Source organism: Pseudomonas sp. PS02303, assembly GCF_029959925.1.
GTDB classification, from domain to species: domain Bacteria; phylum Pseudomonadota; class Gammaproteobacteria; order Pseudomonadales; family Pseudomonadaceae; genus Aquipseudomonas; species Aquipseudomonas mandelii.
Genome location: NZ_JASCOM010000007.1, coordinates 39902 through 54470, shown reverse-complemented (window position 1 = coordinate 54470; position 14569 = coordinate 39902). Strand labels below are relative to the sequence as shown.

Here is a 14569-nt window from a genome sequence, read left to right as displayed (position 1 = left end):
AAGGCTGGTTGAACGTCAAGCAGCGGCTGCACCGCGCACGAGGCTTGGCGCGCGTTCGATCAGGTGCTGATGGAACGCGCTGATGTGTTTGGGATAGGTCGCTGCACGGTTCCAAAGTGCGTCAATGCGGATCAAGGCTGGATGCTGTGGCGCCAGCATGACCCGACAAGTCTTATCCCGAAACTCCCTCGAAATGCGGGAGCCCGGCAGAATGGTGGACCCGATGCCCAAATCGGCCCATTCCTGCATGACGTGATAGCTCATCGTGTGCCCGGAATACTCCTTCAACTGAAGATCCGCGCTGGAGAAAAGGGATCGCGTTGCATTGGCCAGACCGCATCCGTCATAGGATAGAATGAACGTGTCATCTGCGATCTGTGAAAGTAGGACGGCACCCTCATCAACCTGGGTCATGGCAGACGACCGGGCTGGAAGATATCGCAGCTCTTCTGTGTAAATCTCGGTGCTGAAAGTGCTGCGCGCCGTGGGCTCATGCGGCAGAAACGGGCAGAGCATCACATCAATCTGCCCCTTTTCCAGACGGGCATCCAGATCATCCAGAAAGCACTCCTTAAAGAAGACATCGACATCGGGAAATTCTGTTCGATATGGAGCAATTACCTGTGTCAGGAGGCGCATGTCGATCAGCGGTGACAATCCAATACGAAGCAATTGATGTTGTGGATCGAAGAAGGCTTTTGCCCGGGCCTGCAACTCTCCTTGCGACTGAAGCACTGCATCGATCAGCGGTAAGACGTCTTTGCCAAAGGCGGTCAGGTTCACTTTGCGGGTTGTGCGATCGAACAGGGCTCCGCCGAGTTCTTCTTCTAACTGCGCAATCCCATTGGAAAGGGTTGGCTGGGTGACATGGCATCGTTCAGCCGCCTTGGTGAACGAAGCTTCGGCCGCAGTCGCTGAGGCATATCGGAGCTGGTTGAGGTTCATTTATAGCCACCAACTATTGGTCATATTCTGAGATGCAATTTCTCTATCAATAGCCTGACCGCTACAGTCCATGCAACCCTAGTCTAAATTTGAGGTCTGCCATGAAACTCTATGACTGCACTGGTGCAGTGAACCCACGTCGCATCAGAATTTTCCTTGCTGAGAAGGGGATCGATATCGACTGCGCTCAGGTCGATGTCTTCAAGGGCGAGCAGTACAGTGAGGGCTTCACCAAGCTCAATCCGCTCAAAGCCGTACCCTGCCTCGAGCTCGACGACGGCGCGGTCATCTCTGAGGCTGTTGCGATTGCCCGTTACTTCGAGGCTACGCAGCCTGAGCCGTCTTTGCTTGGCAAAACACCGAAGGACCAGGCTTTGGTCGCGATGTGGCAACGGCGGGTCGAAGAAGGCCTGGTCGGGGCGGCCACGACCTTTTTCCATCACGCCACTGACGGTTTGGGCGAGGCGGATCGCTATCGCAATAAAGAATGGGGCGAGGCGAACAAACCGCGCGTTGAAGAGACCATGCGCTGGTTAGACCAAGAGCTGGAGGGACGGGACTTCGTCGCTGGCGACACGTTCAGCTTTGCCGACATTACGGCGCTCTGCGGTGTCGATTTTGCGGGTCTGTTTGGCATTTCGATCCCGGCTGACTGCACGCATCTCGCGGCGTGGCACGCGCGCGTCTCTGAACGTCCGACCGCCAAGGCCTGAAACTGATCAAGGAGAAATAACATGAACGATTCACAACAAAAGAAATCTGCGATCATTGCCGGTATGGCGCCGGGCTTTGGAGCAGCGATTGCAAAGACGCTGATCGCGGATGGCTACAACGTGTACGGCCTATCCCGGAAAAGCAGCCTTGAGGGAGAAGACCTCGGCGCGTCTTACACCCACCTGCCTTACGACTTGAGCGATCAGGCGCGTGTCGAAAAGGCGATTGAGCTGATTGACGGGCAGGATGGCCCTGCAACGGTGCTGATCTACAACGCGATGCAGCTCATCCCGAAACCCTTTCTGGAACTGACACCAGAGGAGTTCCAGGCGTCTTGGGTGTCGACCTGCTTCGGTGCAATGATCACGGCGCGGGCCGTGCTGCCCGGCATGGTTTCTGCAGGTAGCGGCACAGTGATCTTCACCGGCGCAACAGCGGCTCTCAAAGGCAATCCGCGCTTTGCAGCCTTCGCATCAGCGAAGTTCGCGCTGCGTGGCCTGGCACAGTCCCTTGCCCGCGAATTTGGCCCGCAAGGGATCCACGTCGTGCATTCCGTGCTCGATGGCATCATCTGGGGACCCCAAGCCCAGGAACGCTTCAACATCAAGGAAGAAGATTGTCTCGACGCTGACGCGATCGCGACGGCCTATCTGCAGCTGATCAATCAATCCCCCAAAGCCTGGACACATGAATTCGACATGCGCCCTGCGACTGAGAAATTCTGAGGACTTCATCATGACGTACAGTGTACCAGAGAGTGTAAACACTGATCTTTCTCAACCGGCCATCGTTCATTCTGCTGAACAAGAGTGGTCGCCTTCTCCGACAGCCGGGGTTGACCGCCGCTTTCTGGAACGCGACGGGGCCGAAGTTGCCCGGGCAAGCTCGGTGGTCCGCTATGCGCCGGGAAGTGCGTTTCCGGAACACACCCATGACATGGGCGAAGAATATCTGGTGCTTGAAGGAGTGTTTTCTGATGGTGACGGGGATTTCCGCACCGGGTGTTACGTGCGCAACCCTCCGGGCAGCAAGCACGCGCCCTTCACGAAGGATGGATGCACGATTTTTGTGAAGCTGCGCCAGTTCCAAGAAGATGATCGCCAGACCGTCCACAAGCATATTGACGACCTCGCATATGAGCCAACCGGAACGGACGGTCTGACCCGCGCGCAGCTCCATCAGGATGTGTCCGAGACGGTCGTTTCAGAGAGGCTTGCGCCAGGAACCAATTGGGCTGACCGCGGCGATTTTTCCGGCGAAGAGATTTTCGTCATCGAAGGGGAGCTGCTTTACGGCGACACCCTATGCGGCGCGGGCACATGGCTGCGGTTCCCGGCTGGGGCAGAATTGCCCATCCAATCCCCGTCAGGCTGTCGCATCTGGGCCAAACGGGGCCACTTGGGGCATCTCACCTGATCGGCCGGAAAACGCGCCGCCCTGAAATCGGGTTGCTAGAGCGACCCGCATTTCAGGCTGATCTCGTCATCGAAAGGAAACAATAATGACTGAAATCCACTGGATGGCTGCAACTGGCCTCATGACTGCCCTGTTTTGGATGGTCTATGTCTTGAACCGCTTTGCCGTAATCGGGATACCAGCATCGCTGGGAAATCCGAACCCTGAGCATAAGCCCTTGTCGGACTGGGCGCAGCGCGCGACGGCGGCCCATCAAAACGCGATGGAAAACTTTCCGATCTTCGCGGCTCTGGTGTTGGGAGTCGTCGCCCTGAATTTGTCCTCTAGCCTCACGATCACACTCAGCATGCTCTACTTCTTCGCCCGTCTGGCGCACTTTGTCGTCTACACGCTGGGTATTCCGGTCGCTCGGACATTGACCTTCGTCCTTGGGTGGATAGTCCAAGTGGTTCTGGCCATGGTCATCCTCGGGGTCGTTTGATCGTGGCAGCGAAACTCAGAGCGCGCGCCACTCGCTCCGGTGACGTGGCGCATCTCCTAGCTAGAGTCGTCGCGTCCTGTCGCCCTCCCCAGTCGTGCAGCAACGGGGTGGAGTTAGTATTTGTTGCGGGATTGCATCGTGTCTCGACGCCTTAAATTAGGTGCAGGGGAACCGAGTTCTGGCATACCTCTTTGTATATCTGACTTGCAGTGTTTTCTGTCTGTCTGCGAGGCAGGTAGCATTCGTAAAGCGGCAGAGGCTATTGGCGTTGGCCAACCGTCTTTGAGCAGACGCATTCAGAAATTGGAGGAAATGCTTGGGTTGTCGCTCTTTGAAAGGCGTACGACAGGAGTGCGCCTGACGCGTTTTGGATGGCGTTTTATGTCACAATCCCGGATGCTTGTTGCCGGGGTTCAGGACGCTCTAGAATCCGCCTCTATGGCTGGGACTGCTATGACTGGAAAACTGGACGTTGGCATTACAGCCTGCCTTTCCGGCGGACCCGTGCGAAACCTGTTTTCGGCTTTTATCGAAGCCCATTGCGATGTCGCCATTCAGGTGATTGGAGCGTCCAGCAACGAACTCTCCACTCTATTGAACCAACGCCTCGTGGACGCAATCATCACTTCACGTGCGCCAAAGCCAAGTGTCGAAGACAGTGTTTTACTTTCGCGCGAGCGGATGCTTCTTGCGGTCTCGACGGACCACGAATGGTCTGAACGTCATCAAATACTCTGGGAAGAGTTGAATGAGGCTTCTGATGTTCTTTGGGTGACGGAGCCATTTACGGCTTTCGATACACACAGGCTAGGGCACGTTGCGGCTTTCGCAAAATCAGAACTCGTTCACCGAAATCGGCTGAGTCGCGAAGAGATCATGGGTTTGGTCGGTCTGGGGTTGGGCATCACATTTGTCTACGAGCACTGTAGAGGGATTACCTACCCTAATGTCACCTATGTTCCCATTGGGGGTGATGGTGAGCCAACTCCTTTTTCTCTGACATGGCTTCCAGAAAACGATAACCCGGCACTTCGACGATTCATCAGTCTGGCGAAGATCGAAGCAAAGACGAACGGTTCTCTTTCTTGAGCTTAGCGAACCCGCGATCGGTCTTCATGAAACGCTCCAGCATGGGCGCGATGAGCTTGGCCGGTTCGAGTTTGCGCCCGTTCTCAGCCGCAAGAATCTCCGCATAAGCTGTCAGATCCCGATGCACCTGCGCTGGTAGCTCGATCGTCAGCTTGACGGGCTTGTCGTCGCGAATGTCGCCTAGCTTCAACTTGCTCATCGGGCATCTCCTTGCGGTTCGAGGATTAGATCGCGCGTCACCATCACGCGTACCGGAAATCCTGGCCGGATCGTAAGTGTCGGCGGAATCTGAAGCTGGCGCTGGACGATGGCCTCGCCGGCGCGTCCGATCGTGTCCTGCGTGCCGTCTCTGATTGCCTTGGCGATCTCGTCGCCGCCATCTTCGCCGGTCTCAAGCCCAATATTGAGGATGGTCGCCAGACCCGCCGCGCGGAATAGTTGGCCCCAGTGATTGTCGACACCGTCTTCGAGCCCGGCGTATCCGGCCTGATCCGTGCCGGGCTGGCGTTCGAGGACGATGGAGCGACCGTCGGGTAGGATCAATCGGGTCCAGGCGAGCAGCAGACGACGCTGACCGGTTTCCACGCGGCTGTCATATTCGCCCAGCAGGCGCGCGCCTTGTGGGATCAGCAGGAATTGCCCGGTGGGACTGTCATAGACGTTCGCTGTGACCTGCGCGGTGATCTGCCCCGGAAGGTCGGAGCGCAGGCCTGTCAGCAGCGCTGCCTCGATGACCGATCCCGCTTGCAGGACGTAGGGGCTCGGCGGGGATTGTAGCCGATTTGCGGCGGTGGTTCGTCTATCGACCTCACGATCTAGGAAGGCTTCCTGTCGCTCCGTCGTGTCCGGCCTCCGTGCCTGATCGGCAGAAGCCGGGAAGAGACCTTGTAGCCCGGTGGCCGCGGCCGCAACGGGGGCTGCCTGTGGCCTTTCAGCCCCGGTGCCGCTCGATCTCGCGTCGGCAAAGAGCGTCGCGAGCCGCGCGGCTTCGGCCTCTTGCAAGCGCAGTTGTTCTTCCGGATCGACGGCAGGACCGGTCGCAGGAACGACGGGCACGGGCTCACCGCGCCGCTGCGCAGACAGAACCGGACGCCCGAGCTCACCCGGTAGCGGTGGGCCAAGCCGTGGGATCGACGCGTAGTCGCGCGGCAGCCCCAAAAGGCCCTCGGCCTCCTGGACTCGTTCGGTCGAGAACAGTTCGGAAGGTCCATCGCCTGGATCGGAGCCTTGCAAGGCTCCGATCAGGATCGCGCCGATGCCGAGCCCACCGGCGACGACCAGAACCGTGATCGCCTTGCGCGAGAGCCGCATGACACGCGGCGGATCGGGCCGTAGGCGGAGTTCCTTCGCGATGTCCTGTTCGGTGCGTGGCGGCTCTTCGGCGCGGTCGTCTTGTTGCTGATCTTCAGTTCCGGTCATGGGTCAGCGGTCCTCATCGGGACGCCAGGCGGACACCACGCGCTCTTCGCGTTGGGTGCTTCGCTGGACCCCGTCCGTCCGCACGATCCGCACCACCCGCTGGCGATCCCCAAGCCGCAGTTCGGCGGCGGCGAAGAGCCGATCGACGATCATGTAGTTGCGCCGGATACGGTAATTGACGAGCTGACCGTCCCCTTCAGGTCCGATCACGAAGAGCGGCGGCATCTCGCCCTGGCCAATCCCGCGCGGGAACTCGATGAAGACCTGCCGCCCGTCATCGAAGGCGCGGCGCGGCCGCCAGGGCGCGCGGTCGCCGGTGATCCGGTAGCGGAAGTTGAGATCGTCGAGATCGACATTGCGCCCGATGGGAAGGCTCGCCTCTGCACGATCGTTCTGGCGCCGAAGCGCGATCAGGTCGTCTTCGGGGTATTGCCAGGATACGGAGGCCATATAGGCCTGCGGCGTCGCGCGCAGTTCGAGGTGATAGGTGCGCCGGTCGGTGTTGATGACGAGATTGGTCACGAGATCGGGCCGGGTCGGTTTCACGAGCACATGGATGCGGCGGCTGTCGCCGGAGCCACTTTCGGTATCGCCGATGATCCAGCGTGCTGTGTCGCCCACGGCGATCGGGCCGGCGCCGACGAGACTCTCACCCGTCTGTAGCGCGATGTCCGTGACCTGGCCGGGTGAGGTGTAGACCTGATAGAGCGCCCCGGAGCTGTAGGGATAGAGCTGGACGGCGTTGATGAAGCCGTCGCGCACCGGTTCGATCCGGGCGGCGGCATTGGCGTTGGTCACGCGCTCGGTCGGTTCCGCAGCTTCTGCCGGACGGTCGTCGGCATCGACCCGCATGAGCTGGCCGGGCAGCGGTAAAGGCTCGGGTGTCTCGACGATCCGGACTGGGCGCGCCGGTTCAGCAACCAGCGTTGCGGCGACCGGATCATCGTAGCTGATCTCAGGCGGTTTGAAGGTGGCGCACCCGGCCAGCATCGAACCGGCGAGAAGTGTAGTGATGGAAAGTCTGGCGGGCATGCAGGTTTTGCGTATGATGCAATCATTCATTGGGCGTTCTCCCTTGACCAGTTGATGGCGTGGACGAAGACGCCGAGAGGGTTTTTGCGGAGGCGGTCGGCGTCGCGGGGTGGTTGGACGACGACGCTGAGTATGCCGGTCCAGCGTTCGGTGACGGCGAGCTGCCCGTTCACGTAGCGGCGTTCGGTCCAGGCCACGCGGAAGCTGTTGTCAGAAGCCCGGATGACACTGGAGATTTCGGCGGTGACTTGGACCTCGCCGACGCGGGCGAAGGGATCGTTTTCCCGGGCGAAGTCGTTGAGCGCGACGGACCCGCGATCGGTGGTGAAATCGTAAGCGCGGAGCCAGTTCTCGCGGAGCACGATCGGATCGGCGGGAACCTCGCGGACGTTCTCAATGAAGCGTGCGAGGTGGAAAGCGATCTGCGGATCGGTTGGGCGGTAGTTGGCGGTTGCCGGTACCACGGCTTGGGCTGCCCCAAGTCTATCGACCTCGACCACATAAGGGACGATTGTGCCTTGGGTGGATTGCCAAACCAGCGCGAGGCCAAAGGTCGCTGTCGTGGCGAGACACCCGATGGCCATGAGCCGCCAATTGCGGGCTTGGACGCGGGCCGAACCCATCCGCTCGTCCCAGACCTGGGCGGCCTTCCGGTAAGGGGTCACGGGTTCGGGGGTCTTGGCGTATCGCACGCTGGTTCTCTTGAATTTCATGATCTCTCCGAAAGGCTGATGGCAGTGCCCGCGCCGCCGCCATCGCCGGAGCGGATGGCGTGGGCGGCAACGGCGGTGCCGTGTTGCAGGCTCTGCTGACGTTTCATGCGGCGCGCCCAGGCGGGCGGACCGTCATTGGCGGGGGTCGGCATGGATGACGGGGAATTGCTGAACTTGCCGCCGGTGGCTTCGAAGGCAGCGCGTGAGCCGGAGCGGTAGCTGTCGCCGACAGCGCGCTTGAGCGGGCTGACAGCTGTGTTGACTCCGGCCTGGCCGACTGCGGCCATGGCGCTCGCGGCTTTCCCGGCCGTGGACGTGCCCGAGGCTGCGCCGATCCCGAAGGCAGTCGAAGCACCGCCTGCAACGGCAGATCCACCGCGCAGGGCGGCTCCACCGGCGGCCCCGGCCATCTTCGCGCCCGCGAGACCACCTGCGACCACGCCGCCTGCTGCGAGGCCGGCACCGACCGCCGCGCCGGCACCGAGCTGCGGTCCGCCAGAAACGATGCCGTTGGCGATGCCGGGGCCGAAGATGCCGAGCGCGAGCAGCGAGAGCGCCGCGAGCACGACGGCCATCGCATCCTCGATGGTCGGTTCGCCGGTGAAACCGGCAGTGAACTCGCCGAAGATGGTCGAGCCGATGCCGACGATGACGGCAAGCACGAGCACCTTGACACCGGACGATATGACGAGCCCTAGCACGCGTTCGGCCATGAAGGCGGTCTTGTTGAAGAGGCCGAAGGGCACGAGGATGAAGCCCGCGAGCGTCGCCAGCTTGAACTCGATCAGCGTCACGAAGAGCTGGATCGCGAGGATGAAAAAGGAGAGCAGGACCACGATCCAGGCGAAGAGCAGGATCGAGATCTGGATAAAGTTCTCGAAGAAGGAGACGAAGCCCATCAGGTCAGCGATGGACTCCAAGATTGGTTGCCCTGCTTCAAGCCCGACAGCGGCGATCCGGCCCGGCTGCAGGAGCTCGCCCGCACCGATCGCGCCGCCGGTGGCGATGAGGCCGAGACCTGCGAAGCTCTCGAAGACGATGCGCGCGAGCGCATTCCAGTTGCCGATGATATAGGCGAAGACGCCGACGAAGAGCGTCTTCTTGACGAGGCGACCGATGATGTCGTCATCCGCCCCCCAGGCCCAGAAGAGCGCGGCGAGCGTGACGTCGATAACGATGAGTGTGGTCGCGAGGAAGGCGACATCGCCGCCGAGCAGGCCGAACCCGCTGTCGATATAGGTCGTAAAGACCTCCAGGAACCGATCGATGACGCCGACTCCGTCCATGACCTACTCCGGGTCCGAATTGTCGGTGGACGTGCCGAAGAAGCGGCGGCGGTTCTCCTCCCAGGCGGCCTGGCACTCTGTGTCGGCTTCAAGGGCTTCCGGGGTCAGCGAGCGGCAGTGTTGCAAGGTCTCACGCAACGGATCGTCCGAGACCACGGCGGGGCGCTCCATCCGTTCCACTTCCAACGCGCGCTGAAGTTCCATCGCCGCCATGAGCGCGGCAATGGCGCCCAAGGCGATGGCGATGGCTTTCAGCGTGGTCTCAGCGGTCAGCTTCATCGCGGCTTACCGGAACATCCGCACGGTGGTCGGCTCGTAGCCGGAGCCGTAATCGAGGAAGCGCGTGAGGTTCTCGCGGGCCTGCGCTTCGGCAGTTGCGACACGCGCGGCTTCGAGCGATTGCGCCCGGTTCTGCGCGGCGATGGCCGCCGTCAAGTCAGAAATCTGCTGGCTTTGCAATGCGAGGAGTTGATTACCGGCTTGGGTCGCCTGCAAGGCACCGGTCGCGGCCTGGCTGCGGCCGACGAGCGCCTGCATTTCGGTGCGGGCGGTTTCGATGTTGCCCACGACGCCTGCCTGCACCTTGAGGGCGTCTTCGAAACCGGCGACCGAAGTGCGCCAGCGATCCTGTGCGCCCGCGATCATGTCGTCGAAATCGCCGCGCGCGGCTGCCGCGCCGTAATCCTGGGTGAAGGCTTCGTCGATCGTCGCCACATCATGGGCGATGCGCTGTGCTTCGTCCAAGAGCTGCTGGGTTTGCTGCACCGAAGACTGCAGTCGCGACAGCGACGAATATGGCAGGCTCGCGAGATTGCGCGCCTGGTTGACCAGCATCTGCGCTTCGTTCTGGAGCTGGGCGATCTGGTTGTTGATCTGCTCCAGCGTCCGGGCGGCGGTCAGCAGGTTCTCGGCATGGTTGGTCGGATCGTAGACGATCCCGCCGAACCCGCCGCCGAAGAATGCGTGGGCGGGCGGCGCGGTCGCCGGGGTCATTGCGATCGCGCTCGACAGCAACAGGGCTGCGGCGGCGCGCCCTGCCAGTTTACGTGTCTTGGTCGTGAACATCAGTCTTCTCCTTGTCGTCGTTGGCTTCTGGGGTTGCGGATGGGGTGGCTTCGATCACGGCGTCGGAAGGACCGAGCAGTTCGGTCGCCCATCCGAGATCGCACCGGGCGAGCCAGGCGGCGGCAAAACCGTCACGCCCGTGTTTGTCGAGGATCGCGTCGATCGCGGCGTGGTCGGCTTTGGAAGAGGCCGCGGTAAAGGCGAGCGCGACTTCGCCGAGGCCGAGAGCGAAGAGCCGGTTGCCGCGGCGCGACTGGCAGTAATAGTCGCGTTTGGGCGTCGCGCGGGCGACGATCTCGATCTGTCGGTCGTTGAGCCCGAAATTGCGATAGGTCGCGGCGATCTGCGGCTCGAAGGCGCGCTCGTTCGGCAGGAAGATGCGTGTCGGGCAGCTTTCGACGATGGCGGGCGCGATGTCCGAGCCGTCGATGTCGGCGAGCGATTGGGTGGCGAAGACGACGGAGGCGTTCTTCTTGCGCAGCGTCTTCAACCATTCGCGCAGTTGCGATCCGAAGGTCGCGTCGTCCAAGGCAAGCCAGCCTTCATCGACGATAATGAGGCTCGGGCGTCCGTCGAGCCGCGCTTCGATGCGGTGAAAGAGATAGGCGAGGACGGCAGGCGCAGCGGCGGAGCCGATCAGCCCCTCGGTCTCGAAGGCCTGGAAATCGGCACTGCCGAGTGCTTCGTCTTCCGCATCAAGCAGACGGCCAAACGGTCCGCCGAGGCAGAAAGGGGTCAGTGCGCGCTTGAGATCGTTCGATTGCAGGAGGACCGACAGACCTGTCAGCGTGCGTTCTTCGATCGGGGCCGAGGCAAGCGAGGTGAGCGCTGACCAGAGATGATCGCGCGCCACCGGGTCGATCATCACCTCTTCGCGGGCCAATAATCCGGGGGTATGCGGATTTAATGGTTGATATGTGAAGTAGAAAGCGGAAGGGAAAACTAAATCCACAACGGACTAAATGGTTGATAGCTAACCGTGCCGGTCTTTCCAGATCCCCTTCCCTATAGCCATATGTAGGGAACACTTGAAAACTAGGCATATCTGTCTTGACAATAGCCCCGGTACAAGAAGCGGGTGTCGTTGTGCTCAGCCAGCCTTTCTTCGCCAAAAGCAATATTGCCACGAAGAGTGGTAGCCTACGGGCTCAGTACCTCCCCAGTTGGGTCATCGCCCGGCTAGAAGGTATTGAGGCGGCTCGGGGTGCATTGCACCATGTCGCGCCGGTCGGCAAGATGGAAGACTACATTGAGCGGATGTTGCGTAATGTCACGCCCTACTTGAACGAGGTGCACTGACCATGCATATCCAACCTACTCCCTTGAGGTCACAACAAAGCTAATGATCGATCTACTTGTTTTCCTCCCGGCATGTTTCGCACTGAACCTGGCGTTCGGCCCCAATAACCTCGTTGCGATGACACACGGTGCGCAAAAGGGCGTAGGGTTTTCCTTTATGGCAAGCACAGCACGGCTTGCCGTCTTCGTGCCCATGATTGCTGCTAGCGCGCTTGGTTTAGGGATGCTTTTGTCTGCTTCGGCGTTGGTCTTCAACGTGATCAAGATCGTTGGTGCCGCCTATCTGGTCTGGATGGGCATCAAGCTCCTCAGAACAACATCTGGCTCGACTAACCTAAACGCAGATGCAATGAAACCTTCGCTTCGTAAGGCATTCCGTAGTGAGGCGCTGATCGCCATCAGTAACCCCAAAGCAATCCTCATTTTCGCGGCATTCTTCCCGCAATTCGTGGATATAACGAATTACTGGCTGAGCTATGCAACTCTTGGGACGGTTTTTATCGCGCTAGAGGCCGTTGCAATAGCGATATATGCGTCAGCAGGGCGTTTTGCAGCAGCTTTCGCAGCAAACAAGCTGCACTGGTTTCAACGCGCCTCAGGTGGAGGAATGATTGCTTTCGGCATCCTGCTTCTTCTTAGTCGCCAACCTTCGCGTGTTGCCTAGGTTCTTAAGAACGCTTTAGCCAGTTGCTAGTCGTCTTAAGAGAATAACGTATGACCGAAATGCCCGACAACATCCTGCACCTGCCCTCATACCAGGTGCTGGGCTGCAAAGCCACCGACGATGAAATGCACTTCCAGGTAGACGCGCCCGATCCCATTGCTTGCGAGGAATGCGGGGTGCAGGGTGAGTTCGTGCGTTTCGGCAAGCGTGATGTTCCCTATCATGATCTGCCCATCCACGGCAAGCGGGTCACCCTCTGGGTGCTCCGCCGCCGGTACATCTGTCGGGCCTGCGAGGCTACCTTCAGGCCCCAGCTACCGGAGGTGGTGGACGGCTTCCGCATGACACTGCGGCTACATGAATACGTAGAGAAGGAGTCCTTTAACCACCCCTACACTTTCGTGGCGCAGCAAACCGGATTGGACGAGAAGACGGTACGGGACATCTTCAACGCCCGCGCCGCGTTCTTAGGCCGCTGGCACCGCTTCGAAACGCCTCGCATTCTGGGCATCGACGAGCTGTACCTGAACAAGCGCTACCGCTGCATCCTGACCAACATTGAGGAGAAGACCCTGCTCGATCTGCTGGCCACTCGCCGTCAGGACGTCGTGACTAACTACCTGATGAAGCTGAAAGACCGGCAGAAGATCGATATCGTCAGCATGGACATGTGGAATCCATATCGAACGGCGGTCAGGGCGGTGCTGCCACAGGCCCGCATCGTGGTCGATAAATTCCATGTGGTGCGCATGGCCAACGATGCTCTGGAGAAGGTGCGCAAGGGGCTCCGGAAAGAGCTGAAACCAGCCCAGATCCGAACCCTCAAGGGAGACCGGAAAATCCTGCTGAAGCGCGCTCACGAAGTCTCAGACCGGGAGCGGCTGATCATGGAAACCTGGACAGGCGCATTCCCGCAACTGCTGGCTGCCTACGAGCACAAGGAGCGCTTCTACAGCATCTGGGACGCCACCACACGACCCCAGGCAGAAGCCGCCCTGGACGAGTGGATATCCACCATCCCGAAGGGCCAGAAAGAAGTCTGGAGCGATCTGTTTAGGGCGGTGGGCAACTGGCGCGAAGAGATCATGACCTACTTCGAGACGGACATACCTGTCACCAACGCTTTCACGGAGTCCATCAACCGACTGGCCAAGGACAAGAACCGTGAAGGACGAGGTTATTCCTTTGAGGTGATGCGGGCGCGAATGCTCTACACCACGAAGCACAAGAAGAAGGCCCCGACTGCGAAGGTCTCTCCGTTCTACAAGAAAACCATCGGTTACGGACTGCCAGACCTCGCAGAGGAGCTCAACTACGGGGTCGATCTATCAACCATCTGAGGGTAGCATCAGGTTGGTGAGGGGAAGGTGCCCCATCAACCATTAAATCCGCATACCCCAATTTCTCAAGCTGGGTCGCCGTGCCAGAAAGCGCCGTTTGTTGGGCCTTCAGGCTAGCGGCGTTGTAATACTCCAGAACGGCCAGGACATCCTCCGCGCTGATTCTCCAGTGAATTTTATCTTTTCCCATTTTCACTCTTCGCTTGTCCGGGCAGCCAGTGCGTTCAATCCAGCTTCAGGCCAGGTGCTTGGGTTGTGCCTGGCAAGTGGGATAATCCATAGATCTTAGTAGCTCTCCAACAGGAAACCTATGCGCAGCGGACTAGATTCGGCTGAGGATGACTTCAAAAAATGGCTCAGCCCTTCCGTGGTGGTTGACTCCTCGGGTTCTCCTTTGCTGCTGGAACATCGAACCAATGAGGAGTTCGACACCCTCGATCCGTCCAAAACGGTAGACGGTGGGCTTCATTTTGGTACCGCAGTACAGGCCTCCATGCGAGCTGGCAAGGGTTCTCGTGTGATCCGGGCCTATCTGAAGGCGAAGAATATTCGCCGAAGCAAAGATCGCGGCGGAAACTGGAAATCCATTATCGCGAGCGCGAAACGTGCGGGGATGGATGCAATCGTCTATCTCAATCGCTACGAAGGGCTCACCACTGAGGTGATTGAGCGGCTAAGCGCTAGTGGCGACCTCAGCCGGCTCGACGACATGACAGATGCGCAGTTTAGAAAGGTAGTGCCCGAGGCTCGGGACAGTTACATCGTGTTCAGTCAGGATCAGCTTTGGATTCAACGCGAACGCTCTGAATAGACACCCTAAACCCAACCGATAGCGACACCCAACCACAGAAGGAGAATGACCAAATGGCCGATCAACTGGATTACCTCGACGCATTGGCGCTGCGCGTGGCCAAGGGCGACCTTGACTGTGTTGGTGCCCTGAGTCGTGGCGAATACCTCTATGTCGCACTGGCCGCGAACAGCGCCGAGCTGCTGAACCAGAGCAATGACACTATCGCCGAAGCACTGGCCCGCCTGGGGCCTGAATGGACTGCGGCGCTGATCGAGCGCTGGCAGTACAAAGGCAATCCAGCCCGCTACTGAGG

At 59.9% G+C, this 14569-nt stretch carries 17 protein-coding genes and 1 pseudogene; 9 read left to right on the top strand and 9 right to left on the bottom strand.

Annotated elements, in window-relative coordinates:
- Nucleotides 1-15: 15 nt before the first annotated feature.
- Nucleotides 16-945 carry a LysR family transcriptional regulator gene (locus QMX98_RS03610; protein WP_017516419.1) on the bottom strand — a complete coding sequence of 310 codons (930 nt, stop codon included), beginning with the start codon at nt 943-945 and terminating at the stop codon, nt 16-18.
- A 101-nt stretch (nt 946-1046) separates the two neighbouring features.
- On the opposite strand from QMX98_RS03610, the gene QMX98_RS03605 reads away from it, so the two are divergent.
- The 5 genes from QMX98_RS03605 to QMX98_RS03585 all read left to right on the top strand — a co-directional run bounded on the left by QMX98_RS03605 (nt 1047) and on the right by QMX98_RS03585 (nt 4645).
- Nucleotides 1047-1658, top strand: a complete 612-nt coding sequence (locus QMX98_RS03605; RefSeq protein WP_017516418.1) for a glutathione S-transferase — start codon at nt 1047-1049, stop codon at nt 1656-1658.
- Between the two features lie 21 nt (nt 1659-1679).
- Nucleotides 1680-2384 carry an SDR family NAD(P)-dependent oxidoreductase gene (locus tag QMX98_RS03600; protein ID WP_017516417.1) on the top strand — a complete coding sequence of 235 codons (705 nt, stop codon included), beginning with the start codon at nt 1680-1682 and terminating at the stop codon, nt 2382-2384.
- A gap of 10 nt (nt 2385-2394) precedes the next feature.
- Nucleotides 2395-3075, top strand: coding sequence for a cupin domain-containing protein (locus tag QMX98_RS03595; RefSeq protein WP_081596628.1), 681 nt, complete (start codon nt 2395-2397; stop codon nt 3073-3075).
- A gap of 85 nt (nt 3076-3160) precedes the next feature.
- Nucleotides 3161-3556: an MAPEG family protein gene (locus QMX98_RS03590; protein WP_017516415.1), complete on the top strand. Its 396-nt coding sequence runs from the start codon at nt 3161-3163 to the stop codon at nt 3554-3556.
- Nucleotides 3557-3694: 138 nt separating this feature from the next.
- Nucleotides 3695-4645 (top strand): LysR family transcriptional regulator, encoded by a 951-nt coding sequence (locus QMX98_RS03585; RefSeq protein ID WP_282410259.1) that lies wholly within the window; start codon nt 3695-3697, stop codon nt 4643-4645.
- Here the strand turns inward: QMX98_RS03585 and QMX98_RS03580 are convergent.
- The 8 genes and pseudogenes from QMX98_RS03580 to QMX98_RS03545 form a co-directional block, all read right to left on the bottom strand.
- A complete protein-coding gene (locus QMX98_RS03580) occupies nt 4599-4844 on the bottom strand; it encodes a DUF2274 domain-containing protein (protein WP_017516414.1) in 246 nt (81 codons plus the stop codon). The genes QMX98_RS03585 and QMX98_RS03580 overlap by 47 nt on opposite strands.
- Entirely contained in the window at nt 4841-6064 is a 1224-nt protein-coding gene (locus QMX98_RS03575; protein WP_017516413.1) for a TrbI/VirB10 family protein, read from the bottom strand. The genes QMX98_RS03580 and QMX98_RS03575 overlap by 4 nt, the downstream gene beginning before the upstream one ends.
- Nucleotides 6065-6067: 3 nt before the next feature.
- The gene (gene trbG, locus QMX98_RS03570) at nt 6068-7126 is read right to left on the bottom strand and encodes a P-type conjugative transfer protein TrbG (protein ID WP_017516412.1); all 1059 of its coding nucleotides are present in this window, start codon (nt 7124-7126) and stop codon (nt 6068-6070) included.
- Entirely contained in the window at nt 7123-7812 is a 690-nt protein-coding gene (gene trbF, locus QMX98_RS03565) for a conjugal transfer protein TrbF (RefSeq protein WP_099170563.1), read from the bottom strand. The genes trbG and trbF overlap by 4 nt, the downstream gene beginning before the upstream one ends.
- Complete coding sequence (gene trbL / locus QMX98_RS03560; protein WP_099170562.1) at nt 7806-9095, bottom strand: P-type conjugative transfer protein TrbL; 1290 nt, start codon at nt 9093-9095, stop codon at nt 7806-7808. Before trbL ends, trbF begins: the two co-directional genes overlap by 7 nt.
- A gap of 3 nt (nt 9096-9098) precedes the next feature.
- Nucleotides 9099-9374, bottom strand: a complete 276-nt coding sequence (gene trbK-alt, locus QMX98_RS03555) for a putative entry exclusion protein TrbK-alt (RefSeq protein WP_025825443.1) — start codon at nt 9372-9374, stop codon at nt 9099-9101.
- Between the two features lie 6 nt (nt 9375-9380).
- Nucleotides 9381-10160, bottom strand: coding sequence for a P-type conjugative transfer protein TrbJ (gene trbJ, locus QMX98_RS03550; protein ID WP_099170561.1), 780 nt, complete (start codon nt 10158-10160; stop codon nt 9381-9383).
- A pseudogene (locus QMX98_RS03545) lies at nt 10138-10998 on the bottom strand (conjugal transfer protein TrbE); the annotation flags it as partial. The gene trbJ and the pseudogene QMX98_RS03545, both read right to left, overlap by 23 nt.
- Before the next feature lie 504 nt (nt 10999-11502).
- Here QMX98_RS03545 and QMX98_RS03540 point away from each other — a divergent pair.
- The 4 genes from QMX98_RS03540 (at nt 11503) to QMX98_RS03525 (ending at nt 14567) form a co-directional block, all read left to right on the top strand.
- A complete protein-coding gene (locus tag QMX98_RS03540; protein ID WP_014819627.1) occupies nt 11503-12123 on the top strand; it encodes a LysE family translocator in 621 nt (206 codons plus the stop codon).
- 50 nt (nt 12124-12173) lie between these two features.
- Nucleotides 12174-13463, top strand: a complete 1290-nt coding sequence (locus tag QMX98_RS03535; RefSeq protein WP_033939138.1) for an ISL3-like element ISPst9 family transposase — start codon at nt 12174-12176, stop codon at nt 13461-13463.
- A gap of 310 nt (nt 13464-13773) precedes the next feature.
- Nucleotides 13774-14274 carry a hypothetical protein gene (locus QMX98_RS03530; protein WP_099169459.1) on the top strand — a complete coding sequence of 167 codons (501 nt, stop codon included), beginning with the start codon at nt 13774-13776 and terminating at the stop codon, nt 14272-14274.
- A 53-nt stretch (nt 14275-14327) separates the two neighbouring features.
- Nucleotides 14328-14567, top strand: coding sequence for a hypothetical protein (locus QMX98_RS03525; RefSeq protein ID WP_033045051.1), 240 nt, complete (start codon nt 14328-14330; stop codon nt 14565-14567).
- Nucleotides 14568-14569 lie beyond the last annotated feature (2 nt).

Excerpts from the sequence above, each read along its gene's own strand:
- QMX98_RS03610 (WP_017516419.1), bottom strand. The coding sequence starts at position 945 with ATGAACCTCAACCAGCTCCGATATGCCTCAGCGACTGCGGCCGAAGCT.
- QMX98_RS03605 (WP_017516418.1), top strand. The coding sequence starts at position 1,047 with ATGAAACTCTATGACTGCACTGGTGCAGTGAACCCACGTCGCATCAGA.
- QMX98_RS03600 (WP_017516417.1), top strand. The coding sequence starts at position 1,680 with ATGAACGATTCACAACAAAAGAAATCTGCGATCATTGCCGGTATGGCG.
- QMX98_RS03595 (WP_081596628.1), top strand. The coding sequence starts at position 2,395 with ATGACGTACAGTGTACCAGAGAGTGTAAACACTGATCTTTCTCAACCG.
- QMX98_RS03590 (WP_017516415.1), top strand. The coding sequence starts at position 3,161 with ATGACTGAAATCCACTGGATGGCTGCAACTGGCCTCATGACTGCCCTG.
- QMX98_RS03580 (WP_017516414.1), bottom strand. The coding sequence starts at position 4,844 with ATGAGCAAGTTGAAGCTAGGCGACATTCGCGACGACAAGCCCGTCAAG.
- QMX98_RS03575 (WP_017516413.1), bottom strand. The coding sequence starts at position 6,064 with ATGACCGGAACTGAAGATCAGCAACAAGACGACCGCGCCGAAGAGCCG.
- trbG (WP_017516412.1), bottom strand. The coding sequence starts at position 7,126 with ATGAATGATTGCATCATACGCAAAACCTGCATGCCCGCCAGACTTTCC.
- trbL (WP_099170562.1), bottom strand. The coding sequence starts at position 9,095 with ATGGACGGAGTCGGCGTCATCGATCGGTTCCTGGAGGTCTTTACGACC.
- trbK-alt (WP_025825443.1), bottom strand. The coding sequence starts at position 9,374 with ATGAAGCTGACCGCTGAGACCACGCTGAAAGCCATCGCCATCGCCTTG.
- trbJ (WP_099170561.1), bottom strand. The coding sequence starts at position 10,160 with ATGTTCACGACCAAGACACGTAAACTGGCAGGGCGCGCCGCCGCAGCC.
- QMX98_RS03540 (WP_014819627.1), top strand. The coding sequence starts at position 11,503 with ATGATCGATCTACTTGTTTTCCTCCCGGCATGTTTCGCACTGAACCTG.
- QMX98_RS03535 (WP_033939138.1), top strand. The coding sequence starts at position 12,174 with ATGACCGAAATGCCCGACAACATCCTGCACCTGCCCTCATACCAGGTG.
- QMX98_RS03530 (WP_099169459.1), top strand. The coding sequence starts at position 13,774 with ATGCGCAGCGGACTAGATTCGGCTGAGGATGACTTCAAAAAATGGCTC.
- QMX98_RS03525 (WP_033045051.1), top strand. The coding sequence starts at position 14,328 with ATGGCCGATCAACTGGATTACCTCGACGCATTGGCGCTGCGCGTGGCC.